Annotated in this window: 25 protein-coding genes; 11 read left to right on the top strand and 14 right to left on the bottom strand. The window is 65.2% G+C overall.

The features are described from left to right. The first annotated feature begins 25 nt into the window (after positions 1-25). Positions 26-1,000, top strand: a complete 975-nt coding sequence (locus tag EN853_RS20070) for a hypothetical protein (protein ID WP_127861082.1) — start codon at positions 26-28, stop codon at positions 998-1,000. Positions 1,001-1,024: 24 nt separating this feature from the next. Here EN853_RS20070 and EN853_RS20065 read toward each other — a convergent pair whose 3' ends face one another. The 7 genes from EN853_RS20065 to EN853_RS20035 all read right to left on the bottom strand — a co-directional run bounded on the left by EN853_RS20065 (position 1,025) and on the right by EN853_RS20035 (position 5,300). Next, the gene (locus EN853_RS20065; protein WP_127861083.1) at positions 1,025-1,450 is read right to left on the bottom strand and encodes an aldehyde-activating protein; all 426 of its coding nucleotides are present in this window, start codon (positions 1,448-1,450) and stop codon (positions 1,025-1,027) included. A 123-nt stretch (positions 1,451-1,573) separates the two neighbouring features. After that, on the bottom strand, positions 1,574-2,125 hold the full coding sequence (gene moaB / locus EN853_RS20060; protein ID WP_127861084.1) for a molybdenum cofactor biosynthesis protein B: 552 nt from the start codon (positions 2,123-2,125) through the stop codon (positions 1,574-1,576). Next, positions 2,125-3,006 carry a 4-(cytidine 5'-diphospho)-2-C-methyl-D-erythritol kinase gene (locus EN853_RS20055; RefSeq protein WP_127861085.1) on the bottom strand — a complete coding sequence of 294 codons (882 nt, stop codon included), beginning with the start codon at positions 3,004-3,006 and terminating at the stop codon, positions 2,125-2,127. The genes moaB and EN853_RS20055 overlap by 1 nt, the downstream gene beginning before the upstream one ends. 25 nt (positions 3,007-3,031) lie before the next feature. Then, positions 3,032-3,217: a membrane protein gene (locus tag EN853_RS20050; protein ID WP_040971812.1), complete on the bottom strand. Its 186-nt coding sequence runs from the start codon at positions 3,215-3,217 to the stop codon at positions 3,032-3,034. A gap of 83 nt (positions 3,218-3,300) precedes the next feature. Further along, entirely contained in the window at positions 3,301-4,158 is an 858-nt protein-coding gene (locus tag EN853_RS20045; protein WP_127861086.1) for a S49 family peptidase, read from the bottom strand. Between the two features lie 108 nt (positions 4,159-4,266). Next, complete coding sequence (locus EN853_RS20040) at positions 4,267-5,076, bottom strand: methyltransferase (protein WP_127861087.1); 810 nt, start codon at positions 5,074-5,076, stop codon at positions 4,267-4,269. Next, complete coding sequence (locus EN853_RS20035) at positions 5,076-5,300, bottom strand: DUF2007 domain-containing protein (protein WP_059186744.1); 225 nt, start codon at positions 5,298-5,300, stop codon at positions 5,076-5,078. Before EN853_RS20035 ends, EN853_RS20040 begins: the two co-directional genes overlap by 1 nt. Positions 5,301-5,465: 165 nt before the next feature. Here EN853_RS20035 and EN853_RS20030 point away from each other — a divergent pair, with 165 nt between their 5' ends. Next, on the top strand, positions 5,466-6,479 hold the full coding sequence (locus EN853_RS20030; protein ID WP_127861088.1) for a polyprenyl synthetase family protein: 1,014 nt from the start codon (positions 5,466-5,468) through the stop codon (positions 6,477-6,479). A 294-nt stretch (positions 6,480-6,773) separates the two neighbouring features. Continuing rightward, entirely contained in the window at positions 6,774-8,552 is a 1,779-nt protein-coding gene (locus tag EN853_RS20025; RefSeq protein WP_127861089.1) for a tetratricopeptide repeat protein, read from the top strand. Between the two features lie 49 nt (positions 8,553-8,601). On the opposite strand, the gene EN853_RS20020 is transcribed toward EN853_RS20025, so the two are convergent. Beyond that, entirely contained in the window at positions 8,602-9,063 is a 462-nt protein-coding gene (locus EN853_RS20020; RefSeq protein ID WP_127861090.1) for a GNAT family N-acetyltransferase, read from the bottom strand. Positions 9,064-9,240: 177 nt separating this feature from the next. On the opposite strand from EN853_RS20020, the gene EN853_RS20015 reads away from it, so the two are divergent. Beyond that, the gene (locus EN853_RS20015; protein ID WP_127861091.1) at positions 9,241-10,185 is read left to right on the top strand and encodes a glycine--tRNA ligase subunit alpha; all 945 of its coding nucleotides are present in this window, start codon (positions 9,241-9,243) and stop codon (positions 10,183-10,185) included. Here EN853_RS20015 and EN853_RS34035 read toward each other — a convergent pair. Continuing rightward, the gene (locus EN853_RS34035) at positions 10,182-10,358 is read right to left on the bottom strand and encodes a hypothetical protein (protein WP_167524533.1); all 177 of its coding nucleotides are present in this window, start codon (positions 10,356-10,358) and stop codon (positions 10,182-10,184) included. The two genes, EN853_RS20015 and EN853_RS34035, sit on opposite strands and share 4 nt — an antisense overlap. Before the next feature lie 376 nt (positions 10,359-10,734). Here EN853_RS34035 and glyS point away from each other — a divergent pair, with 376 nt between their 5' ends. Then, entirely contained in the window at positions 10,735-12,888 is a 2,154-nt protein-coding gene (gene glyS, locus EN853_RS20010; protein ID WP_127861092.1) for a glycine--tRNA ligase subunit beta, read from the top strand. Positions 12,889-13,155: 267 nt separating this feature from the next. Beyond that, positions 13,156-13,500, top strand: a complete 345-nt coding sequence (locus EN853_RS20005) for an ATPase (protein WP_127861093.1) — start codon at positions 13,156-13,158, stop codon at positions 13,498-13,500. Positions 13,501-13,573: 73 nt separating this feature from the next. Here the strand turns inward: EN853_RS20005 and EN853_RS20000 are convergent, their stop codons facing one another. After that, positions 13,574-13,963, bottom strand: coding sequence for a hypothetical protein (locus tag EN853_RS20000; RefSeq protein ID WP_127861094.1), 390 nt, complete (start codon positions 13,961-13,963; stop codon positions 13,574-13,576). 117 nt (positions 13,964-14,080) lie between these two features. Next, positions 14,081-14,569 (bottom strand): hypothetical protein, encoded by a 489-nt coding sequence (locus tag EN853_RS19995; RefSeq protein ID WP_127861095.1) that lies wholly within the window; start codon positions 14,567-14,569, stop codon positions 14,081-14,083. A 262-nt stretch (positions 14,570-14,831) separates the two neighbouring features. Between EN853_RS19995 and EN853_RS19990 the strand changes: the two genes are divergently transcribed. The 3 genes from EN853_RS19990 (at position 14,832) to EN853_RS19980 (ending at position 17,996) form a co-directional block, all read left to right on the top strand. Continuing rightward, positions 14,832-15,794, top strand: coding sequence for an L-threonylcarbamoyladenylate synthase (locus EN853_RS19990; protein ID WP_167524532.1), 963 nt, complete (start codon positions 14,832-14,834; stop codon positions 15,792-15,794). Positions 15,795-15,812: 18 nt separating this feature from the next. Further along, positions 15,813-17,243: an FAD-binding oxidoreductase gene (locus EN853_RS19985; protein WP_127861096.1), complete on the top strand. Its 1,431-nt coding sequence runs from the start codon at positions 15,813-15,815 to the stop codon at positions 17,241-17,243. A gap of 186 nt (positions 17,244-17,429) precedes the next feature. Beyond that, positions 17,430-17,996, top strand: coding sequence for a DUF6101 family protein (locus tag EN853_RS19980; protein ID WP_127861097.1), 567 nt, complete (start codon positions 17,430-17,432; stop codon positions 17,994-17,996). A gap of 40 nt (positions 17,997-18,036) precedes the next feature. Here EN853_RS19980 and ubiA read toward each other — a convergent pair whose 3' ends face one another. Next, the gene (ubiA, locus tag EN853_RS19975; RefSeq protein ID WP_127861098.1) at positions 18,037-19,020 is read right to left on the bottom strand and encodes a 4-hydroxybenzoate octaprenyltransferase; all 984 of its coding nucleotides are present in this window, start codon (positions 19,018-19,020) and stop codon (positions 18,037-18,039) included. Positions 19,021-19,071: 51 nt separating this feature from the next. After that, on the bottom strand, positions 19,072-19,983 hold the full coding sequence (locus EN853_RS19970) for a LysR family transcriptional regulator (RefSeq protein ID WP_127861099.1): 912 nt from the start codon (positions 19,981-19,983) through the stop codon (positions 19,072-19,074). Between the two features lie 91 nt (positions 19,984-20,074). On the opposite strand from EN853_RS19970, the gene EN853_RS19965 reads away from it, so the two are divergent. Beyond that, positions 20,075-20,869, top strand: a complete 795-nt coding sequence (locus EN853_RS19965; RefSeq protein WP_127861100.1) for a phytanoyl-CoA dioxygenase family protein — start codon at positions 20,075-20,077, stop codon at positions 20,867-20,869. A gap of 152 nt (positions 20,870-21,021) precedes the next feature. After that, entirely contained in the window at positions 21,022-22,302 is a 1,281-nt protein-coding gene (purD, locus tag EN853_RS19960; RefSeq protein WP_127861101.1) for a phosphoribosylamine--glycine ligase, read from the top strand. A 4-nt stretch (positions 22,303-22,306) separates the two neighbouring features. On the opposite strand, the gene EN853_RS19955 is transcribed toward purD, so the two are convergent. Continuing rightward, complete coding sequence (locus tag EN853_RS19955) at positions 22,307-23,677, bottom strand: alpha-glucosidase/alpha-galactosidase (RefSeq protein WP_127861102.1); 1,371 nt, start codon at positions 23,675-23,677, stop codon at positions 22,307-22,309. Positions 23,678-23,691 lie beyond the last annotated feature (14 nt).

The following is a 23,691-nucleotide window of genomic DNA, read 5'->3' as shown; positions in this document are numbered from 1 at the left end:
GGATCGCAGTGCATATGAGGACCCGATGAACCTAGGTACCCCAGACAATTCCGGTGCAGCCAGCCTGGAGGCGATCGCCCGCAACGGCAGCCTCTTCAAACGCATCGCCGTGCGCGTCCCGACCTATTTGAAGGACCTGCGCGAAAACCCGGCCTGGCTGCCGATGTTCGTGCTGGCGCGCACCATGCCCGGGCGCCGCATGCACTGGCTGGGCGCCAAACGAGCCCGTCCGCTCGGAGGCGCCGGGGAGACGATGTTCGCCGGCGTCGATCGCGAGGCGGTGGTCGAGGCGCTGCGTTCGGAGGGTCTGTTTTCGGGCTTCATGCTGCCGCCGGCGATCCACGAGGAGATCGCCGCTTTCGCGCAGCGCACGCCTTGTTTCGGCAACTTCGACCGCCGCCTCGAATTCATGCCGGGTGAGCATGCCGAGGCCGAAAAGCGTTTTGGCCGTTCGCTGCTCAGCGGACATTTCTTCGAGCGCATCCTCGACTGCAAGGCGGCGCTTGCCATCCAGAAAGACCCGCTGCTTCTCGATGTCGCCCAGCACTATCTCGGCGGCCAGGCAAAGCTGATCACGACACGCGTCTGGTGGAGCTTCCCGACCGGTAAGGCTTCCGATGCCGACAAGAACCTCGCCTCGCTCGGCAAGTACCATTTCGACCTCGACGACTGGCGGATGCTGAAGTTCTTCTTCTACCTGGTGCCGGTCGACGAGGGTACCGGTCCGCATGTCTATGTCCGCGGCAGCCACAGACGCCGCGCGCTCAAGCATCAGCTGACGCTTCTGGTCGGCCATCCCGCGGAAGACGTGCTGGACGTCTACGGTCCGCAAAGCCCGGTCACGCTGACGGGCGAGGCGGGCCTAGGCTTTGTCGAGGACCCGTTCGGCTTCCACATGGGAACCGTGCCGGCAAACACGCCGCGCCTGATGATGGAAATCGGCTTCGGCATCTCGCGCCCGTCGCGCCGGCGCTTCCATGGCGAGCCGGTCATTCGCTGATCGCATTCGCGAGATCGGCCACTCTCAAATCCCCTGGATTTCGACCGGCATCCAGGCGCTGCGGCGCCTGGCCAGGCGCTGTTCGCGCGTTTCGGCGTCGTAGCGGACAGGGATCGGTTCGCGGGAGAATTGCTCGCGATCGTCGAGCGCGTTGACGATGACGATCGCCCTGGCCTCGGCGCCGTCGACGGCGATCGCCGCGACATAGACGCCGCATTCGCGGCAGACGAGATAGTCGGCGGTGCGCAGGCCGAAACGGTAGGTCTGCAGCTTTGCTCTGTCCTCGACCGAAATGGTCAGGCGGCCGTTCGGATCGGCAGCCGCCCGCGAGCCATGCCGGGTGCAGAACGGGCACTGGCAGGCGCGGATTTCCAGTCCGGCCGGATCGAGCGGGGTCGAGAAGCTCAGGCGGATGTTGCCGCAATGGCATCCGCCGCTGTGAACGGTCATGGCTCTGTCCCTTGTTTCCTTCCACAAGGTACTTTGCCGGCATGGGATTCGGAATGGCGCCTCGAAGGCGACGGCGGCATTCCGCCTGCAAACCGGATGCCGATCGGACGCCTTGCCTGTGCCTTACGAGGTGGGCTTGCCGCCCCGCCTGAGATGCTCGTCAAGGCGCGGCATGATCTCGACGAAGTTGCAGGGCATGTGCCGGTAGTCGAGCTGCGCCTTGATGATGCCGTCCCAGGCGTCCTTGCAGGCGCCGGGCGAGCCGGGCAGCACGAAGACGAAGGTGGCGTTGACGACGCCGCCCGTCGCGCGGCTCTGGATCGTCGAGGTGCCGATCTTGTCGTAGGAGATGCGGTGGAAGACTTCCGAAAAGCCGTCCATCCGCTTTTCGAAGATCGGCTCCAGTGCCTCCGGCGTCACATCGCGACCGGTGAAGCCGGTGCCGCCGGTGGTGATGACGACGTCGACAGCCTCATCCTTCGACCAGGCAAGCACCTTGTCCCGGATCTTTTCCCGATCGTCGGTGACGATGTCGCGGCCGGCCAAGATGTGCCCTGCCTCCACGATGCGGTCGGCCAGCGTCTGGCCGGATTTGTCGTCGGCGAGACTCCGCGTATCGGAAACCGTCAGCACCGCGATGCGCACCGGAATGAAGGGGCGGCTGTCGTTGGCCATCAGTCGGCCTCCATGCTGCGCGTCGCGGCGACGAACCAGCCGGGATGGCGGCCGCGGATGTCGATCGCCGCGCGCTTGGCGACATTGCCGGTCTCGAACAGGCCGAAACAGGTGGCGCCGGAGCCGGACATGCGGGCGAAGGCGGCGCCTGCCCTTTTCAGCGCCTTGAGCGTTTCGTCGACGGCGGGCTGGATCGAACGGGCGGCTGGCTCGAGATCGTTGCGCGTGGTCTCCAGCCAGTTCCAGATCGTGTGGAAGTCGAGGCGACTGGGCAGTGGCGGCAATGCCTCGCTGTCGCGCCTGGAAAGCGCCTTGAACACCTCCGGCGTCGAGACGGCGACACCGGGATTGACCAGAACCAGCGCCAGCGCGGGAAAGCCCGCCAGCGGCGACAATTCATCGCCGATGCCGCGCGCGATCAGTGGCTTGGCCTTGAGGCACATCGGCAGATCGGCGCCGAGCGTCAGCCCGATCCGCGCCAGTTCGGCTTCGTCGATATCGAGCGCCCAGAGGCGGGCAAGGCCGTTGAGAGCGGCCGCCGCGTCGCTGGAGCCGCCGCCGACGCCGGAAGCGATCGGCAGGTTCTTTTCCAGCCGGATGGCGACGGGCGGGGTACGTGCCGCGCCGGCTTCCCGCCGCAAGGCCTCACGCGTCTTCACCACCAGATTGTCGTCATCGAGCGGCACGCCGGAGGCGAAGGGCCCGGATACCGAGAACGCGTCGCGCTCGGCCGGCTCGATCTGCAGCCGGTCGCCGAAACGGGTGAAGACCGCGAGGCTGTCGAGCAGATGGTAGCCGTCGGCGCGCCTGCCGGTCACATGCAGCGCCAGATTGATCTTGGCAGGCGCAAGCAATGTCCGGGACTTGGCCTCGGGCTCCAGAGTGTCGGCTGCTGGCGAGATGGGTTTAGTCCTTGGCCAGACGGTATTCGCCGGTCTTGGGGTCCTTGACCAGCGTGCCCATCGTGCCGTTGGCCGCCTGTTTCTCGGTGCGCCGGATCTTGGCCGTCACGCGCTCGGCCTCGCGGATGAACGCGCGATAGCCGAAATAGGCGGCGGCGCCGACAACGACGAAGAAGATGATCTGCGGCATCTCGAAACTCCTCCCGCGTTTGCGCGGCAAGGCCGGCCGTACAGGCCGGTCAAGCGGTTATGCTAGACGCTTTCATGGCTTTTTCAAAGCCCGAAGCGCGCCCACAGCGCGCGCTCTTCCGCCGCATCGATGACGCCGCTGGCCGCGGCCGCCGCGATGTCGGGCGCCGAAATGCGCGAGCCGAACAGGCCGAAGCGGCCGAAGAGGCCGCGCGGCGCGGTGATCAGCTTGAGCTGCGTCTTTTCGCCGAAACGGGTCTTGAGCACGCTGCGCATGTCGCCCAGCGCATCGACGAGACCGAGCTCCAGGCCCTTCTTGGCGGTCCAGAACAGGCCGGTGAATAGGTCCGGATCGTCCTTGAGCTTGGTGCCGCGCCGCTCCTTGACGAGATCGATGAAAGTCTCATGCACTTCGAGCTGCAGCGCCTTCAGCCGCTCGACGTCCTCCTTCTTCTCCGGCTTGAACGGGTCGAGCACGGCCTTGTTCTGGCCGGCGGTGTGGACGCGGCGTTCGACGCCGATCTTCTTCATCAGTTCCGGGAAGCCGAACGAAGCCGAGACCACGCCGATCGAGCCGACGATCGAGGACGGGTCGGCGAAGATTTCGTCGCCGGCGACGGCGATCATGTAGCCGCCGGAGGCCGCCACATCCTCGACGAAGACCAGCACCTTCTTGTTCTTCTCAGCCGCCAGATCGCGGATGCGCTTGAAGATCAGCCGCGACTGCACCGGCGAGCCGCCAGGCGAGTTGATCGAAATGGCGATCGCGGGCGCGTCGAAGCCGAACGCCTTCTCGATGAGGCCGGCGGTCGAGGCGAGCGACAGGCTCGGCCGGAACTGGCCGCCGCCGGCCATGATGGTGCCGTGCAGCCGGATGACGGGAATGGTGACGACTGTCGAGCGCCAGGATTTCGGCAGCAGGCGGTTGAGAAGGCGTTTCACGAAAACTTGTCTCCGGAAGAGGTGCAAGGAGCAAGGCGAGACCTCATCCTTGCTCCCGGCATGTAGGAATTCGCCGGCCAACGGCAATGCCGCATTGCCGGCCGCTGATCAATCGCCAAACAGCGACGCCAGCCCATTGTTGATCATCTCGGTCCGCTCCGTGGGCTCGTTGCCGGACGGTCCGTGCAGGGTGAGCGGCGGCCGGATCGACAGCTTGCCGCGCTGGCCGAGCGCCGCCCTGACGATGATGCGGATCGCCGCGGCCTCGGGCCGCGGATGCACGCACAGCATCTCGGCATCGCCGAAGCGGCCCTCGAGAGCATCGAGGATGGCGACGAGCTGCTCCGGTCGCGCAATCACCGCAAGCCCGCCGCGCGGCTTGACGACGGCGGCCGCGCTCCTGATCCAGTGCTCGAACAGCCCGTCCTCGACGACATGCGCTTCTCTGCGCAACGCGTCCGGCGTGGCGCGGTCCTGCGCAGCGTTGAAGGGCGGGTTCATGATGACGAAGTCGAAGCGGTTGTCGGCAAGCCCGGCTTCGGCCCGCGCGCGGCCGGCAAGCGTGACGTCGGCCGCCAGCACCGAGGCGCGGTCGCCGAGATGCGCATTGCCCGGATGCGCAAGCGTGGCGGCGGCAAAGGCCGCCATCTCGGCGGAGCGCTCGACCAGCACCGCGCGCGACTGCGGACAGCGCGACAGGACGGCAAGGGCCGCGGCGCCGGCGCCGGCGCCGAAATCGGCGAGCTTGCCGGAAAATGCGGCCGGCACGGCCGCCGCCAGCATCATGGCGTCCATGCCGGCGCGATGGCCTTGCCTTGGCTGCACCAGCCAGAAGCGGCCGCGATGGAAGGCATCGACCGTGTGGGCCGGCGTGTCGGCCTGTGAAGCGTTGGGGGCGAGGGCGGCTGACACTGCCATTATTTCCGGCGGATCTCGTTCTCGATGCCGGCATCCTTCAGGATGCGCCGCGCCGCATCGGCTTTGTCGGCATCAACCATGATGCGCCTCGGCAGGATGCCGATCGAACCGTCGAGCACGCTCATATTCTGGTCGGCGACGAAACAGGCGATGCCGGCGTCGCGCATCAGCGATTCGACGAAGGAGATGAGGACGGCGTCGTTGGTGCGGACAAGCTCGATCATGGAATGAAAATCGCAGGTTGCGGCGTTCCTGTAAACGTCGAGGCGGACCTGCGGCAGCCAGGCCGCGCCAATTCGCCTCTTGCCGTGCCCGGTTGTACCGCCCTAGAGTCCCGCCTCGGGACCAGGGTGTTGTCGTGCGCGTCAACCGAGACGGGAGTGATCGTGGTGGGTGTCGTTCTGAATATCGAAGGCAAGCGGGAACCCGCTTCCATCAAGGATCTCATCGATCTGACGGCAGCCGACATGGGACGCGTCAACGAGCTGATCCTGTCGAAGGCCGGCTCCGACGTTGAGATGATACCGGAGGTTGCCAACCACCTGATCTCGTCCGGCGGCAAGCGGCTGCGGCCGATGCTGACGCTCGCCGCCGCCCAGATGTTCGGCTATGCAGGCGAAGGCCATGTCAAGCTCGCCACCGCGGTCGAGTTCATGCATACCGCCACACTTCTCCATGACGACGTCGTCGACGAGAGCGCGCTGCGCCGCGGCAAGAAGACGGCGCGCATGATCTGGGGCAACCAGGCAAGCGTGCTGGTCGGCGATTTCCTGCTCGGCCAGGCTTTTCGCATGATGGTCGAGGTCGGCTCGCTGGAGGCCTTGGACATCCTGTCGAGCGCCGCCTCCATCATCGCCGAGGGCGAGGTGATGCAGCTTGCCGCCGCCAAGAACCTGGAGACCACCGAGGACGAGCATTTCGCCGTCATCAAGGCAAAGACCGCCGCCCTGTTCTCGGCCGCCGCCGAGGTTGGCCCGGTAATCGCCCAGGCTTCCCGAAACGATCGCGCCGCGCTGCGCTCCTACGGCATGAATCTCGGCCTTGCCTTCCAGCTCATCGACGACGCGCTCGACTATGGCGGCTCGAGCAAGGAGCTCGGCAAGAATGTCGGCGACGATTTCCGCGAGGGCAAGGTGACGCTGCCGGTGATCCTCGCCTACCGGCGCGGCACCAAGGCCGAGCGCACCTTCTGGAAGCGCGCCATCGAGGACAATGTCACCGACGACGCCGGGCTGGAGAAGGCGATCGGCCTGATGACCCGCCACGGCGCCATCGCCGACACGATCGGCCGCGCCCGTCACTTCGGCGAGATCGCCCGCGACGCGCTGGCGCCGCTGGAAGCGACGCGCCAGAAATCGGCGCTGATCGACGTCATTGATTTCTGCATCAGCCGCGTCAACTGAGAGCCTTGGTTTCCGGGTGTCCGGCCTGCGATGCCGTTGCCGCCGAGGGGGGCCGCTCTACCCGTTTGTAGTACGATCGACTGCCATGGGAGATCGGCGCATCAGCCAGACGGGCGATCGACGTCAAGGCTGGATGCAGATATTATTCCCGCTGGCCGTGCTCTGTTGAGCGGCACGAATGTGATTCGAGCCGGGATTGAAGCCTGACCCCAAAAAGGCCATGCTTTATCTGGAAAAGATCGAGTCTGTGGGCGGTCCGCCAAGGCGGGATCGCGTCTGGCTGAAAGGGATACGATGCGGCAAGGACGTGCGCGCTGGCTCAAGAGGCTGGCATTTTTAGCGGGGGTGGCGCTTGCGGCGCTGCCTGCCCATGCCAAGGAAAACGCCCCACCGCTCCAGATCACGTCCTTCTCGGGCGCCTATCTCGCCGCTCATACCGCCGAAAGCGACAATGATCTCGACAATGCTATCGCCTATTACAAGCAGGCGCTGGCCTTTGCCCCCAATGACACCGACCTGCAGCAGAGCCTGATGCTGGCGCTGGTCGCGCAGGGCCGCTTCGAGGAATCGCTGGTCTATGCCGACAAGCTCAAGGAGGTGCCCGATATCGAGCGCTTCTCGCGCCTGGCGCTTGCCGTCGATTCCTTCCACAAGAAGGATTACGCTAAGGCTCAGTACTGGCTGAAGCTGTCGCTCGAATCCGATCTCGACCGGCTGCTATCCGGCGTCATGGACGGCTGGGCCAAGGAAGGCGCGGGCGATGCCTCTGAGGCTATGGCCTCGATCGACAAGCTCAAGGGGCCGGACTGGTTCGGCCTGTTCAAGTCCTTCCACCGCGCGCTGATCGCCGACGCCGCCGGCCTTTCCGACAAGGCCGATGAGATCTACGCCGCCACCCTGGCCGACACCGCCGCCGGCGGCTCCGCGCCCGAGACGTGGATGCGCAACGCCCAGGCCTATGCCTCCTTCCTCGCCCGCAAAGGGGACAAGTCGAAGGCGCTCGCGGTGCTCAACCAGGCCGAGGCCTTTGCGCCGGGCAAGCTGGAAATCACCACGCTGCGCGACAGGATCAGCAAGGGCGACAAGATCGAGCCCCTGGTCGCCACTCCGGCGGACGGTGCCTCGGAAATCCTGCTCGACCTCGCCACCGCGCTCAACCGCGGCGGCGGCGAGCCTTTCGTGCGGCTCTATCTGCAATATGCGCTGGCGCTGAAGCCGGACAGCGACGCCGCCCTGGTTCAACTTGCCGCCGTCGCCGAGCAGTTGAAGGACGGCGAAGGGGCGATCGCGCTCTATCGCCGCATTCCGGCCACGTCGCCGCTGAAGGAGCTGTCGGAGCTGCAGCTTGGCCTGAACCTCGCCGACATCGACCGCCATGACGAGGCGATCGCGCACCTCAAGGGCTATGTCGATGCGCATCCGACCGATATGCGCGGCTACCTCGCGCTCGGCGGCGTCTATTCCTCCAAGGAGGATTTCCGGTCGGCCGCCAATCTCTACGACAAGGCCGTCGAGGAACTGAAGACGCCGACCGCTGCCAACTGGAACATCTTCTACCAGCGCGGCATCGCCTATGAGCGGCTGAAGGAATGGCCGAAGGCAGAGCCCAATTTCCGCAAGGCGCTGGAGCTGCAGCCCGACCAGCCTCAGGTTCTGAACTATCTCGGCTATTCCTGGGTCGACATGAACACGAACCTCAAGGAAGGCCTGGCGATGATCCAGAAGGCCGTGGATCTGCGGCCAAGCGACGGCTACATCGTCGATTCGCTGGGGTGGGCCTATTACCGCCTCGGCCGCTTCGACGACGCCGTCCGCGAAATGGAGCGCGCCGTATCGCTGAAGCCGGAAGATCCGGTTCTCAACGATCATCTGGGCGATGCCTACTGGCGCGTCGGCCGCAAGCTGGAAGCGACCTTCCAGTGGACGCAGGCGCGCGACCTGAAGCCGGATCCGGACGTGCTCGCCACCCTGCAGCAGAAGCTGCTCAAGGGCCTGCCGCCGATCGAATCCAACACGGCGCAGGAAACCCCGAAGGTGAAGCCGGTCGCTCCGCCGCCGCCGCCGAAGGGCTGAAACCACCGGAATGTTCAAAAAACGGGGCTCGCTGGGCCCCGTTTTCATTTCAAAAGAGCTTGCGGTAGACGACGAACCCCGAGCGCTCGCCGATCCTGTCGTAGAGCTGCATGGCGGTGTGGTTGGTCTCATGCGTCAGCCAGTAGACGCGGCCCGACCCGGCGGCTTTTGCGCGTTCGTAGACGCCTTCGATCAGCGCCCGGCCGACGCCCTGGCCGCGCGCGACCTCCAATGTGAAAAGGTCCTGCAGATAGCAGTTCGGCGCGATCGCCGTGGTCGAGCGATGGTAGAGATAATGGACGAGGCCGAGAAGGTTTCCGTCGCGCTCGGCCACCAGCGCATGCATCGGCTCATAGGCATCGAAGAAGCGCGACCAGGTCATCCGGGTGATCTCGCCGGCAAGCGCGGTTTCGCCCGAGCGGCCGTAGAACGCATTATAGCCGTCCCAGAGCGGCAGCCATCGTTCGTAATCCTGCCGGGCGACGGGGCGGATGGTGAGTTGACCGGGCATGGCGGAACCTTTGTCGTTGCGGCTCACGCGAGCAAACGGCCGGCGCGGGCGCCCGGCAATGGGCCAGCCGCAGGCAAAGCGTTCAACCTTCCACTCGCCGGCGAGGGGGCATTGCCTTGACGCTCGCCGGCCCGGCAACTAGGGAATGCTTGAATCCCAGCGCTTTCCGAGGCCGCCGTGACCATCGACATTCCTGCCCACATGCATCCCAGCCGCTCCTTCCAGGGGCTGATCCTGACCTTGCACAATTACTGGGCCGACTATGGCTGCGTCATCCTGCAGCCCTACGACATGGAAGTTGGCGCCGGCACCTTCCACCCGGCAACCACCTTGCGCGCGCTGGGCCCGCGCCGCTGGAACGCGGCTTACGTGCAGCCGTCGCGCCGCCCGAAGGACGGCCGCTACGGCGAGAACCCGAACCGGCTGCAGCATTATTATCAGTACCAGGTGATCCTGAAGCCGAACCCGCCCAACCTGCAGGAACTCTATCTCGGTTCGCTCGAGGCGATCGGCGTCGATCCCCTCCTGCACGACATCCGCTTCGTCGAGGACGACTGGGAAAGCCCGACGCTCGGCGCCTGGGGCCTCGGCTGGGAGTGCTGGTGCGACGGCATGGAAGTGTCGCAGTTCACCTATTTCCAGCAGGTCTGCGGCATCGAATGCGCGCCGGTGGCGGGCGAGCTGACCTACGGGCTGGAGCGGCTCGCCATGTATGTGCAGGGCGTCGACAATGTCTACGATTTGAACTTCAACGGCCGCGAGGGCGCCGAGAAGGTCACCTATGGCGACGTCTTCCTGCAGGCCGAGCAGGAATACTCGCGCCACAATTTCGAATTCGCCAACACGGCGATGCTGCTTAGGCATTTCGAGGACGCAGAGGCCGAATGCAAGGCACTGCTTGCCGCCGCCGCGCCGGCGTCGAACGACAATCTGGCCATGCACCGAATGGTGTTTCCGGCCTACGACCAGTGCATCAAGGCGAGCCATGTCTTCAACCTGCTCGATGCGCGCGGCGTGATTTCCGTTACCGAGCGCCAGAGCTACATCCTTAGGGTGCGCAACCTGGCAAAGGCCTGTGGCGAGGCGTTCCTGCAGACGAAGGCGGGCGGGCTGGCGGCTTAACCCAGTTCGGGTTGGGCCGTAACGGCAGTGATCGGCAACGTGATCTGTGTTGTAGCGCCATCGATGGTGCGCAGAGCTTGCCTCACGCCAGGCATCGTGAACGTGCCATGCATCTGGGCGGCGAAGCAGGCGCTCAGTGCCAGGATTTGCAGGGTTCTCGATGCCGTCTTCATCGTCGTTCAGCCAATAGTTCTCCACCTGAGCGTTGGTCGCTTCAGCGCTGCTTTCGGTTCACGGGAATTTCTGCCCTAAGGACGGGCGCAACCGCGCTATCCCGACAGCAGGCTGAAAAAATTCCGGAAATCGATTGAAGAGGCCATCTGCTTGCGGGGTGACAGCGGCTGGCCGAGTTGCTATTTCCCGCGCATTCGTGACACCCGGCGCTGCCGCGCCGACCCTCCCCATCAAGGGGAGGGTGAGGAGCTAACCAATGCCTGACCTGCTTCTGGAACTCCGCTCGAAAGAGATCCCCGCCTGTCCGCGCGATCGCAGCGCCGAAGGCGTGAGGACGCGCAAACAGGAAAGAGGCATGCGGGCGGAGAGACTCTGATGCCGGATTTGTTGCTCGAACTTCGCTCCGAGGAAATTCCTGCGCGCATGCAGCGCAAGGCTGCCGGCGATCTTCGCAAGATGCTGACCGACGGACTGGTCGAGGCGGGTTTGACCTATGAGGCGGCGCGCGAATACTGGACGCCGCGGCGCCTGGCGCTGGACATCCGCGGGCTGACCGCGCGCTCGAAGGATATTCGCGAGGAGATCAAAGGTCCGTCGACCACGGCCCCCGAGCAGGCGGTGCAGGGCTTCCTGCGCAAGGCTGGCCTTTCATCGATCGCCGAGGCGCATGTCCATTCCGATCCGAAGAAGGGCGACTTCTACGTCGCCCATATCTCAAAGCCGGGCCGGGCGGCCGAAGAGATTATCGCCGAGCTGGTGCCGGGCATCATCAAAAGCTTCCCCTGGCCGAAGTCGATGCGCTGGGGGCCGGCATCGGCCAGGCCCGGCTCGCTGCGCTGGGTGCGGCCTCTGCAGTCGATCGTCTGCACGTTCGGCCCGGAGACCGAGGAGCCGGTGGTGGTCGATTTCGAGATCGACGGCGTCCGCTCCGGCAACATCACCTTTGGCCACCGCTTCCACGCGCCGGGCCCGATCACCGTTCGCCGTTTCGACGACTACGTGGCCAAGCTCGAGGCGGCCAAGGTCGTGCTCGATGCCGACCGGCGCAAGGAGATCATCCTCGCCGACGCGCGCAACATCGCCTTCGCCAATGGGCTGGATCTCGTCGAGGACGAAGTCCTGCTGGAGGAAGTGTCGGGCCTGGTCGAATGGCCGGTCGTGCTGATGGGCGAGTTCGAACAGGATTTTCTCACCATTCCGGCCGAGGTCATCCGCTTGACCATTCGCGCCAACCAGAAATGCTTCGTCACTCGGCCGCATGGCGTGGTCGAAGACCTCTCCAACCGCTTCATCCTCGTTGCCAACATCGAGGCGAAGGACGGCGGCATGGAGATCGCATATGGCAACGGCAAGGTGGTGCGGGCACGCCTCTCCGACGCTCTTTATTTCTGGAAGACGGATCAGGGCGACCTGCCGGACCTCGATCAGCTTCAGGAATCGGCGGCGAAGTTCGAGCTGGATTTGAAGAAGCCGCTCGACCAGCGCATGGCGCGGCTCGACCATCTCAACGTCACCTTCCATGCCAAGCTGGGCACGCAAGGGGAACGGGTCGAGCGGATCAAGAAGCTCGCTGAAGAACTGGCGCCGTTCGTCGGCGCCGATGCCGCGCTCGTCACCCGCGCCGCGGTGCTCGCCAAGGCCGATCTGCAGACCGAGGTGGTCGGCGAGTTTCCTGAGTTGCAGGGCGCCATGGGCCGCAAATATGCGCTGCTGCAGGGCGAGCACCCGTCCGTCGCGGCAGCCGCCGAGGACCACTACAAGCCGCAAGGCCCATCCGACCGCGTGCCCACCGACCCGGTGTCGGTTGCCGTTGGGCTTGCCGACAAGCTCGACACGCTGACCGGCTTCTGGGCGATCGATGAAAAGCCGACCGGCAGCAAGGACCCGTTCGCGCTGCGGCGCGCGGCGCTTGGCGTGGTCAGGATTTTGGTCGAGAACCGCATTCGCCTGGGGCTGACGTCGATCTTCGCCAAGGCCTTCGCAAACTTCCCCGGCGGCGCCGGCCAGACGTCGGATCTGCTCGCATTCTTCCACGACCGCCTGAAGGTTTATCTTCGCGACCAAGGCGCGCGGTACGATCTGATCGATGCCGTTATCACGCCGCAGTCCGACGATCTTCTGCAGATCGTGCGCCGCGTCGAGGCGCTGGGCTCCCTGCTCGATACCGAGGGCGGCAAGAACCTGCTGGCCGGCACCAAGCGCGCCGCCAATATCCTGGCCGCCGAGGAGAAGAAGAAAACGCTGGTCGCCGAGGCTGTTGAACCGGCGCTGTTCCGCGAGAACGCGGAAAAGAAGCTGTTTGCCGCGGTGAATCAGGCCGAGAAGGAAGCCGGCCAAGCGATTCAGAATGAAGATTTTTCCGCCGCGATGCTGTCGCTTAGCGTATTGCGTGAACCGGTTGATTCATTCTTTGAAGGCGTTCTCGTGAATGATGAGGACCAGGCCGTGCGCGCCAACCGCCTGGCGCTGCTTGCCCGCATCCGCGCCGCCACCGACCAGGTCGCCGATTTTTCAAAGATCGTCGGCTGACGTCCCAAAAATCGCAAACTCCGAAGCAGCCTGCGCCTCACAAGTCGCGGGCATGCTTCGACAATTTCATGGCCCAAATTTAACACGCCGGAGCCGGCTTACAGTCATATGACGATGACCTCCACATGGGAGAACTAGTGCGTGTCGCCCAGAAGCATGCAGCGGCTCTGGGACAACGACATGCATCAGAAAAGGACTTAAGCGCGTCGCCTGGATTCATTTCAGCACGACGCGCCTCAGGACGTTCCCAAACCACGGAGGCATGCCATGAATTCCGATCACGATATCGAATTGACTGAAGAGACCCCGGCCGCCGCCGAGGCCACCGAAACCGCTTCCGACAACATCCTCGACCATGCCGCCGCCGCGGCGGTCGAAGCCGCCGAACCGTCTGACGATGGCGAAGAAGCCGACGACGCAGACGGCGATGAGGAAGCCTCTGCCTCGGACGACGAGTTGGACGAGGAGGATGACGACAATGAAGACGGCGACGACGAGGAGGACGCCGACGAAGACGAAGAAGCCACGGCCTCGGGCGATCATGAGGACGAAGATGGCGAGGACGACGACGAAGACGAGTCCGAGGATGACGAGAAGGAAGAAGCGGCGTGAGCCGCTTCTCGCGGTTTGAAAGAAAGAGGGGCGACGCGGTCCGGCGCCGCCCTTCTTCGTCGGTCCGGCCTTGTCAATCTTCTAAGATGCTGACGCGCACGCGGTCGGGATAGACGTCGACCTCGATCAATGGCTCGCCGTTGACAATGGCGCGTCGCGTCGCGCCGCTCATCGCGCCGCCGCGTTCCAGCATGCGCTCCAGTTGGGCGCGGTCATCGTTGCCGCGGAACCACGGATCGCCCTGGTCGTCGCTGTCGCGGCGGCGGAACTTGTGCCAGTTGGCCCGGTCCTGCCGAACCATCTGCGTCGCACTCTCCAACTGGTAGCCGTCACTGGCGTGATGGTCGCGTTCGGAAATCCGCGCCACATAGGAGCCCAGCATGTCCTGGGCTCGGACGGTGCTCGCATTGAGCCCCAAGACCGCCAGCAAACCGACGACGGCAATAGCTTTCGAGCCCGTCATGAAATCCCCCTCTGAAACGTCAGCCTTATCGTGCCCGAACCCGGATGACGAAATCGGACAGTAACGAAAACAGGCTTGTCTGACGCCCGACGCAACCGGGCTGCCGCTTGAGCTGGCCTACATCGCCTTGCTGAAGCGTGGCATTGTCGGGGCTTCCTGCGGCCGAGCTTCCGGCTGCGCCTGGCCATCCGGCGCATTTTCCGTCGCGGCCGCCTTGTTGTCGGTCGCCTGGGTGTCGCCGTTGGGAGCCGCCGCGGCGGTGTCGTTGGGGGGCGTGGCCGCGGGCGGGGCGGTGCCGTTTGCCGGTGTTGCAGCCGCCGGCTCCGCGGATTTGGCCGAGGCGGTCACCGCGGGCGTCGCTGAAGCGCCGCCGACGATGCCGCCGCGAATGATCATTGGCGCTTGCGCGTGCCTCTGCCCGGATGTCTGCGGGATCGCGGCCACCTTCTCGTCGGTGACGGCGGGCACCGGATCGCCGAGCGCCACGACCGACGATGTGGAAGCCTTGCCTGGATCGATCGCGGCCAGCCTGACCACGGACGGGGTCGAGGTCGGAACGCCAGGCGCGACGATGGACGAAGCCTGCGCCAGACCGGTCGTCGCCAACAGGCCGATGCCGAACGCTCCTAGAGCAATTCCAGGAAAAATGTGCAGCGTTTTTCTGTCCGCAATTGCGTCAAAGCAAAGCATGCGCATCACGATAACTCCCCGAGCCCAACAACCGGAAATCCGCAGCCTAGTGGCGGCGAATTGATGCCGGCTTGCATTGAAACTTAACATTTTAGGGATTGATAAATCGCCAATCCCCGCCTTGCCCCGCTTTGCCCGCCGTATTACGGGACCGGCGTGTTCAGGATTGGTGACGGATTTGGCTGAGATACTGGCTGTCGGCGAGGCGATGGAACGGGCGCTGGCGCTGCTCGAAGGCGGCGATGTCGTCGCCATTCCGACCGAGACTGTTTACGGGCTGGCCGGCGACGCCACCAATGGCGTCGCCGTGGCGCGCATCTTCGAGGCCAAGGGCCGCCCGCGCTTCAATCCGCTGATCGCCCATGTCGCCGACCTCGCCATGGCAAGCCGCATCGCCGACTTCGATCCCCTGTCGGCAAGGCTGGCCGAGGCCTTCTGGCCCGGTCCGCTGACGCTGGTGCTGCCGCAGCGCGTGGAAAACGGCATCCATCCGCTGGTCACGGCGGGGCTGGACACCATCGCGCTGCGCATGCCGAGGGGCTTTGGCGGCGAGCTGATCGGGCGGCTCGGCCGGCCGCTCGCCGCCCCCAGCGCCAATTCCTCCGGCAGGATCAGCGCCACGACGGCCGAGGCCGTGGCAGCCGATCTCGGCGAGAGGATCAAGCTGGTGGTCGACGGCGGCGCAACGCCGGTCGGCCTGGAATCGACCATCGTCAAGATCGAGGGCGGCAAGCTGAGGCTGCTGAGGCCTGGCGGCATTGCCGCCGAGGATATTGAAGCTGCTGCCGGCGTAAGACTGCTGCGCGGCGCCGCGGGCATCGAGGCGCCGGGCATGCTCGCTTCGCATTACGCGCCGGGCGCATCAATGCGGCTCAATGTCGGCAAGATCGCCGGCGGGGAGGCGCTGCTTGCCTTCGGCCGTCATCGTGCCGAAGGCTGGCAGGATGCGGTCGCGGTGCGCAATCTTTCCGAGGCGGGCGACCTGCGTGAGGCGGCCACCAATCTCTTCGCCTATATGCAGGCGCTCGACCGCAGCGGCGCCGCCACCATCGCCGTCGAGCCTATCCCGTTCGACGGGCTGGGCGAGGCGATCAACGACCGGCTCGCACGCGCCGCCGCCCCGCGTGACAAGATTGCCTGAGCGCCATAGGTTGGGGTCATGAACGACCAGCCTTTCGACCTCGATCCCGTCCTCATCGACCGCTTCGCGGCCATTGTCGGCGACAAATACGCGCTGCGCGACCAGGCCGACATCGCGCCCTACATCACCGAGCGGCGCGGCCTCTGGCATGGCAGGACATCGCTGGTGCTGAGGCCGGGCAGCGTCGAGGAAGTGAGTCGCATCATGCGGCTCGCCACCGAGACCGGAACCCCGGTCGTGCCGCAGAGCGGCAACACCGGTCTGGTCGGCGCCCAGGTGCCGGACAAATCCGGTCACGACATCGTGCTGTCGCTATCGCGGCTGAACCGCATCCGCGAGATCGATGTGCTATCGAACACGGTCACCGCCGAGGCGGGCGTTATCCTGCAGACGCTGCAGGAAGCGGCCGACGCGGCCGACCGGCTGTTTCCGCTGTCGCTTGCCGCGCAAGGCTCCTGCCAGATCGGCGGCAATCTCTCCTCCAACGCCGGCGGCACCGGCGTGCTTGCCTATGGCAATGCGCGTGAGCTTTGCCTCGGTGTCGAGGTGGTGCTGCCGACCGGCGAGGTGTTCGACGACCTGCGCAAGCTGAAGAAGGACAACACCGGCTACGACTTGAAGAACCTCTTCGTCGGCGCCGAGGGCACGCTTGGCGTCATCACCGCTGCCGTTTTGAAACTCTTTCCGAAGCCGAAGGGCAGGGAGGTTGCCTTCGTCGGCCTGCCTTCGGCCCGGGACGCGTTGTCACTGTTCAGCCTGGCGACGGACCAGGCCGGCGCGTCGCTCACTGCATTCGAGCTGATCGGCAGGAGGCCGTACGACTTCACGCTCAAGCATGGCCAAGGCATCACGCGGCCGCTGGCCGACGACTGGCCGTGGTATGTGCTGATGCAGATCTCCTCCGGCCGCTCGGAGGAGGATGGCAGGGCGCTGATCGAGGAGGTGCTGGCGGCCGGACTCGAGAAAGGCATCGTCGGCGACGCGGTGGTCGCGGCCAGCTTGGCGCAGGGCGATGCCTTCTGGAATTTCCGCGAGGTGCTGCCCGAGTGCCAGAAGCCGGAGGGCGCCTCGATCAAGCACGACATCTCGGTACCGATCGCCTCGATCCCGGACTTCATCGAGAAGGCGGCAAGCGCCGTCGCGTCCGTCAGCCCCGGCGCGCGTGTCGTCTGCTTCGGCCATATGGGCGACGGCAACCTGCACTACAACATTTCCCGCCCTGAAGGCGGCGACGACGAAGCGTTCCTCGGCCTCTACCGCCCGATGAACAATGCCGTGCATGACGTCGTGCGCTCCTTCCATGGCTCGATCTCGGCCGAGCACGGGATCGGCCAGTTGAAGCGCGACGAGCTGATCGCCACCGCGCCGCCGATGGCGATCGATCTGATGCGCCGCGTGAAGGCGGCCTTCGATCCAGCCGGCATCATGAATCCCGGTAAGGTTATCTGATCCTTCCCAGATGTTGTGGCTGGTTGCATTCCGATAACCATCGGCTCCGATCAGCAAAATTTAACCGACTTTCTTAAGCGCGGCGGTAAGAAGCGAGCGCTAATGTTTCTCCTCATAAACGAGGCCGGAAAAACCGGCCCGGAGAGAACCGGAAAACGGCCCTCAGGAGAAACAGGAAGGCATTCGATGAACACTGGACTGAAGCCAGTCTGGGCGGGGCGCAACATGCGTCTCGACCCGTTTCGCCTGCCGCAGATGGTAAGCTATGCCACGCGCGACGATTATGGCGATGTCACCTTCACCATCGATCAGCGCGGCGCCGTCATCCGGCGCATGCTGGAGATGAGCGGCGTGCCGGCGATCATCGCGCTGCCCGCCAATGCGTTCCGCGGCGTCGCCGCGCGCGCTATGGAAGATCCGGACGGCAACGTCACGGTGACGCTGGAACTTCTGCACAATGATCCGATGCTGTCGGTGCCTCTGCTTGTCGCCGACGATCTCGACGATGTCGCCGCCGATTGGCGCGCCTGGGCCGACGCCTATCGCCTGCCGATGCTCCTGATCGAGGCCGACGGCATCGCCCGCACGCTGGAAGAATCGCTCGGCGCCGCCATCAGGGCGCTGCCGCCACAGGAGCGCCGCAAGGGCCGTGTCTCCAACATGCGCCGGCCGCGCTTCCTCGCCCGTCGCAAGGCCGGCAATCTCGGCCTGCGCCTTGTCATCGGCGGTGAGGAGATCATCGCGCGGGAGTAGCGCTTTTTCCTTCTCCCACAAGGGGAGAAGGGGAGCGCCGTCACACCAACGGCTTCAACGCCACCCACAGCGCCCCGCCGATCAGCCCCAGAAAGATCAGCCAGCCGACCTGGTTGTTCGACTTGAACAGTCTCAGGCACTGATCCGGATTGTTGATGTCGAGCCGCACGATCTGGCGCGCCATATGCGCGCCGGCGGCGATCAGCCCGGCCAGCGCCGGCATCGGCACCTGCGCCGAAGCGAAGGCGATGGCGAAGCAGACGAGCGCGCCGCCATAGAGCCCGACCAGCCAGGTCTTGGTGTTGTCGCCGAACAGCCGCGCCGTCGAGCGCACGCCGACGATGGCGTCGTCTTCCTTGTCCTGATGCGCGTAGATCGTGTCGTAGCCGATCACCCACAGGATCGAGCCGATATAGAGCATGATGGCCGGGCCATCGAGGTCGCCGAACTCGACCGCCCATCCCATCAGCGCGCCCCAGGAGAAGGCCAGCCCAAGCACGAATTGCGGCCAATTGGTGATGCGCTTCATGAACGGATAGACGGCGACGATCACGAGCGAAGCGATGCCGAGCGGGATGGCGAAGCTGTTGAACTGCAACAGCACGGCGAGCCCGATCAGCGCCTGGATGACGAGGAACGCCCAGGCCTGGCGGCGCGTCACCTTGCCGGCCGGCAGCGGCCGCGAGCGGGTGCGCTCGACCTGGTTGTCGATGTCCTCGTCGGCAATGTCGTTATAGGTGCAGCCGGCGCCGCGCATGGCGACGGCGCCGATGAAGAACAGCAACAGGTACCAGGGCGCCGGCAATAGCGTCAGCAGCGGGTCCGTCGGGCGCGGATAGGCGCTCGCCGCAAGGGCGGCCGACCACCAGCAGGGCCAGAGCAGCAATTGCCAGCCGATCGGCCTGTCCCAGCGCGCAAGCTGCGCATAGGGCCACAGCCAGCGCGGCAGCACCCGGTAGACCCAATGGCCGCTCGGGGCATCGGCGACGCGGCCCTGGGTCGCTTTCGACTGGATGGTTTCCATTGTGCTGGAGTGGCAGCAGCGATGGGCGCCGTCAAGCGGCCGCGTTGTCGCTCAGCCGGTGAAAACATCGTGACCGGCGAACCACGCTTTCGCCGTCTCGATGAAGGCGAGCGCCGCCTTCGGCAGGCGCTGGCGCGTGTCGTGGGCCAGGATGATGCGCTGCATGGGAAGCGGGTCGGAAATCGGCTTGCAGACCAGCGGCAGGCCGTCATAGCTCCTGTCGCCATGCGGCCTGGTGTAGCTCACCGCCACGCCGAAGCCGTTGGCCACCATGCTGCGCTGCAGCTCGAACGAGCTTGTCGACGACTGGGCGACGGGCGACAGGCCGCGGCTTAAGAAAAGGTCCAGCATGTGCTGCCAGCTGTGCGGCTGCTCGGTGGTGATCAGCGGATGCGCGGCCAACTCCGCCAGGCTGACGGCACGCTTGTCGGCCAGCACATGGCCGGCCGGCAGCAGCGCGTGCGGCCGAAGCTCGTGCAGAAGCGCGCGCTTGAAATGCGCCGGCAGGCCGAGATCGTAGGTCAGGCCGAGGTCGATGGCGCTGTCGGCCAGGCGCCGCCCCAGCGTCTCGAAGGTTTCGTCGCGGATCACGACCGTGACTGCCGGGCAGCGTTCGGCGAAAGCGCGCATCAGCGCCGGCGCGAAATAGGGCGCCAGATCCTCGAAACAGCCGAGCGCCAGCTCGCCGCCGACATCGGCCTCGCGCGATGCGAGCGCGGCCAATTCGTCCGCCTCGGCCAGCACCTGCCTGGCCTTGGCGACAGCCTGGCGGCCAAAGGAGGTCAGCGTCACGCCGCTGCCGCGATGACGCACGAACAGTTTTTGGCCGAGCGCGTCCTCGACATTGTCGATCGCGACCGAAATCGAAGGCTGAGAAACATTGAGCGCCGCGGCCGCGGCGGTCACGCTGCCATAGCGGGCCACGGCGATGACGTAGCGCAATTGCACAAGCGTGGGTTTCATAGGTAAAAACTATAAGCAAGATGACAAGTTATTATTTTACGCGATGTAGCGCTCTTGCGATAGTCGGTTTGCCCGACGAAGGAGATTGCCCATGGCCACGGCAAAGATCGATGCCGCGACGATTGCCGACTACCAGCGCGACGGCGCGGTCTGCATCCGTGGCGCCTTCAAGGACTGGGTCGATGTCATTGCCGACGGCATCGAGCGCAACATTGAAAACCGCAGCGCTGCAGCGTCCGACATCGCCGGCGGCAAGGGCAGCTTCTTCGACGATTACTGCAACTGGGAGCGCATCCCGGAATTCGTCAGGATCGTGCGCGAATCGCCGGCGGCAGAGCTCGCCGCTTCGGTCATGCAGTCGCGCAGCGCGCAGTTCTTCCACGATCACGTCCTGGTCAAGGAGCCCGGCACGCAGAAGCCGACGCCCTGGCACCAGGACATTCCCTACTACTTCGTCGATGGCAGCCAGACGGTGAGCTTCTGGATCCCGATCGATCCGGTGAAGGAGGCGACGCTCAGGCTGATTGCCGGCTCGCACAAATGGGAAAAGATGGTCCTGCCGGTGCGCTGGCTGAACGACGCCAATTTCTATGCTGGCGAGGGCGACTACCTGCCGGTGCCCGATCCCGACAACGACCCGTCGATGAAGGTGCTCGAATGGGAGATGGAGCCGGGCGACGCCATCCTGTTCGATTTCCGCACCGCCCATGGCGCGCGCGGCAACATGACCTCGGCCCGGCGCAGGGCGCTGTCGCTGCGCTGGGTCGGCGACGATGCGCATTATGTCGAGCGACCGGGCCGAACCTCGCCGCCCTATCCGGGTCACGACATGAAGCCCGGCCAGAAATTGCGCGAGGATTGGTTCCCCATCATCTTCCAGAGCTGACTGGTCGGACCCCCGTCAGGCACGGGCCTGCTCATCACGTCTCGATGAGGGCCATGTTCCCGTGCGCAATTGCCGCCAAATTGCCGAGACGCCTTGACCCGTCGCCCGCGGACCAATAGCGGGTTCAGGGAGACGATCAGCAAGAGGTGGCCATGAACGTTCTTCTTCTCGGTTCGGGCGGCCGCGAACATGCGCTTGCCTGGAAGATCGCCGCCTCGCCGCTTTTGACCAGGCTCTATGCGTCGCCCGGCAATCCCGGCATCGGCAGCGTCGCCGAACTGGTCAAGCTGGACGTCGCCGACCATTCCGCCGTCGCCGCCTTCTGCCAGGAGAAGAAGATCGATCTCGTCGTGGTCGGGCCGGAAGGCCCGCTGGTCGCCGGCATTGCCGACGATCTGCGCGCCTGGGGCATCCGCGTTTTCGGTCCGTCCAAGGCGGCGGCGCGGCTCGAGGGCTCGAAAGGCTTCACCAAGGACCTCTGCGCGAAATTCAACATTCCGACGGCAGCTTATGGCCGCTTCGGCGATCTCGCCTCGGCGAAAGCCTATGTCGAGAAGACCGGCGCGCCGATCGTCATCAAGGCTGACGGGCTCGCCGCCGGCAAGGGCGTCACCATCGCGATGACGCTGGAGGAGGCGCGCTCCGCGCTCGAGGCCTGTTTCGATGGCGCGTTTGGCGCCGCCGGCGCCGAGGTGGTAGTCGAGGAGTATCTGACCGGCGAGGAGGCGAGCTTCTTTTGCCTGTGCGATGGCGCCACCGCGCTGCCCTTCGGCACAGCGCAGGACCACAAGCGCGTCGGCGACGGCGATACCGGCCCGAACACCGGCGGCATGGGCGCCTATTCGCCGGCGCCGGTGATGACGCCCGAGATGACCGAACGCACCATGCGCGAGATCGTCGAGCCGACCATGCGCGGCATGGCCAATCTCGGCGCGCCCTTCGCCGGCATCCTGTTCGCCGGGCTGATGATCACCGATCAGGGGCCGAAGCTGATCGAATACAACACCCGCTTCGGCGATCCGGAGTGCCAGGTGCTGATGATGCGGCTGAAGGACGATCTGCTGGTCCTGCTCAACGCCGCCGTCGATGGCCAGCTCGCGCATATGTCGGCGCGCTGGAGCGACGAGGCCGCGCTCACCGTGGTGATGGCGGCGAGGGGCTATCCCGGCACGCCGGAGAAGGGCTCGGTCATCCGCGGCCTCGACGAGGCAGCAGGCGAAGGCGTCGAGATCTTCCATGCCGGCACTGCCATCAACGGCGGCGCGCTGGTCGCCAATGGCGGCCGCGTGCTCAACGTCACAGCAACCGGCGCCACGGTCGCCAAGGCGCAGAAAAAGGCCTACTCGGCTATCGACCATATCGACTGGCCGCAGGGCTTCTTCCGCCACGACATCGGCTGGCGCGCCGTCGAGCGCGAGCAGGCCGGCGGCTGATCCTTCAGGCCGCCTGCGTCTTTCTGCGCGTGCGCGCCCAGGCCGGCAGCCAGTCGCCATGCGCGGCAAGCAGGTCGTCGACCAGCGACCAAATCTGATCCAGGTCGAGCTCGGCCGCCGTGTGCGGGTCCATCATCGCCGCATGGTAGATGTGCTCGCGGTTTTCGCTCATCAGCGCCCGCACCGTCAGTTCTTGCACGTTGATGTTGGTGCGGATCAGTGCCGTGACCTGCGGCGGCAGGTCGCCGATATAGGTCGGCTGGATGCCTGAGGCGTCGACCAGGCACGGCACTTCGGCCGCGCAGTCGAAGGGCAGCGAGGTGATGCAGCCATTGTTGCGGACATTGCCGTAGATCACCGACGGCTCGCCGGTCCACACCGAATTCATGATCGAGGAGGCGTATTCCTTCGACTGCTCGACCTCGATCCGGTCGGCCGAGCGATAGGCCTCCGCCTGGCCTTTCCAGCGCTCGATCTGCTCGATGCAGCGCTTCGGATATTCGTCGAGCGGGATGCCGTATTTCTCGATCAGGTCGGGGCGGCCGTCCTTGATGAAATAGGGCGTGTATTCGGCGAAATGCTCCGAGCTTTCGGTGACGAAGTAACCGAGCCGGGTCAGCATCTCGTAGCGCACCTTGTTCGGGCAGCGCGGGTTCCAGCCGGGTTTCGGCGCGCGCCCCTCGCGATAGGCGCGGATAAGATCGGGATAAAGATCGCGGTAGGAACCGTCCGGCTGGCGATGCTCGAACTTCAGATAGAAGGCCATGTGGTTGATGCCGGCCGAGCGATAGCGGATCTCCTCATAGGGAAGGTCGAGGTCGTGCGCCAGCTCCATGGCGGTGCCCTGCACCGAGTGGCAGAGCCCGACCTGCTTGATCTGAGGGTATTTTTCCGCGATCGCCCATGTGTTGATGGCCATCGGGTTCACATATTGCAGCATGATCGCCTCCGGGCAGACGGCGAGCATGTCCTCGCAGATTGTCCACAGATGCGGCACGGTCCTCAAGCCGCGCATGATGCCGCCGACGCCGACCGTGTCGGCGATCGTCTGGCGCAGGCCGTATTTCTTCGGCACCTCGAAGTCGGTGACGGTGCAGGGCTCGTAGCCGCCGATCTGGAAGGCGACGACGACGAAGTCGGCGCCGGTGAGCGCCTTGCGCTGGTCGGAATAGGTTTCGGCCTTCGCCTTGACGCCGAGCGTGGCGATCAGCTTGTTGACGACGACGGCGCTTTCTTCCAGCCGTTGCGGGTTGATGTCCATCAGCGCGATCGTCGCGCCCGACAGCGCCGGCCGCTGCAGCACGTCGCCGACGATGTTCTTCATGAACACCGTCGAGCCGGCGCCGATAAACGTGATCTTGGGATTTCTAGCCACTGTAAGCCTCCGGC

Source organism: Mesorhizobium sp. M1C.F.Ca.ET.210.01.1.1 (genome assembly GCF_004791585.1).
GTDB lineage: Bacteria > Pseudomonadota > Alphaproteobacteria > Rhizobiales > Rhizobiaceae > Mesorhizobium.
The sequence above is the reverse complement of the archived record's forward strand: the minus strand, read 5'-3'. Positions and strand labels throughout refer to the sequence as shown.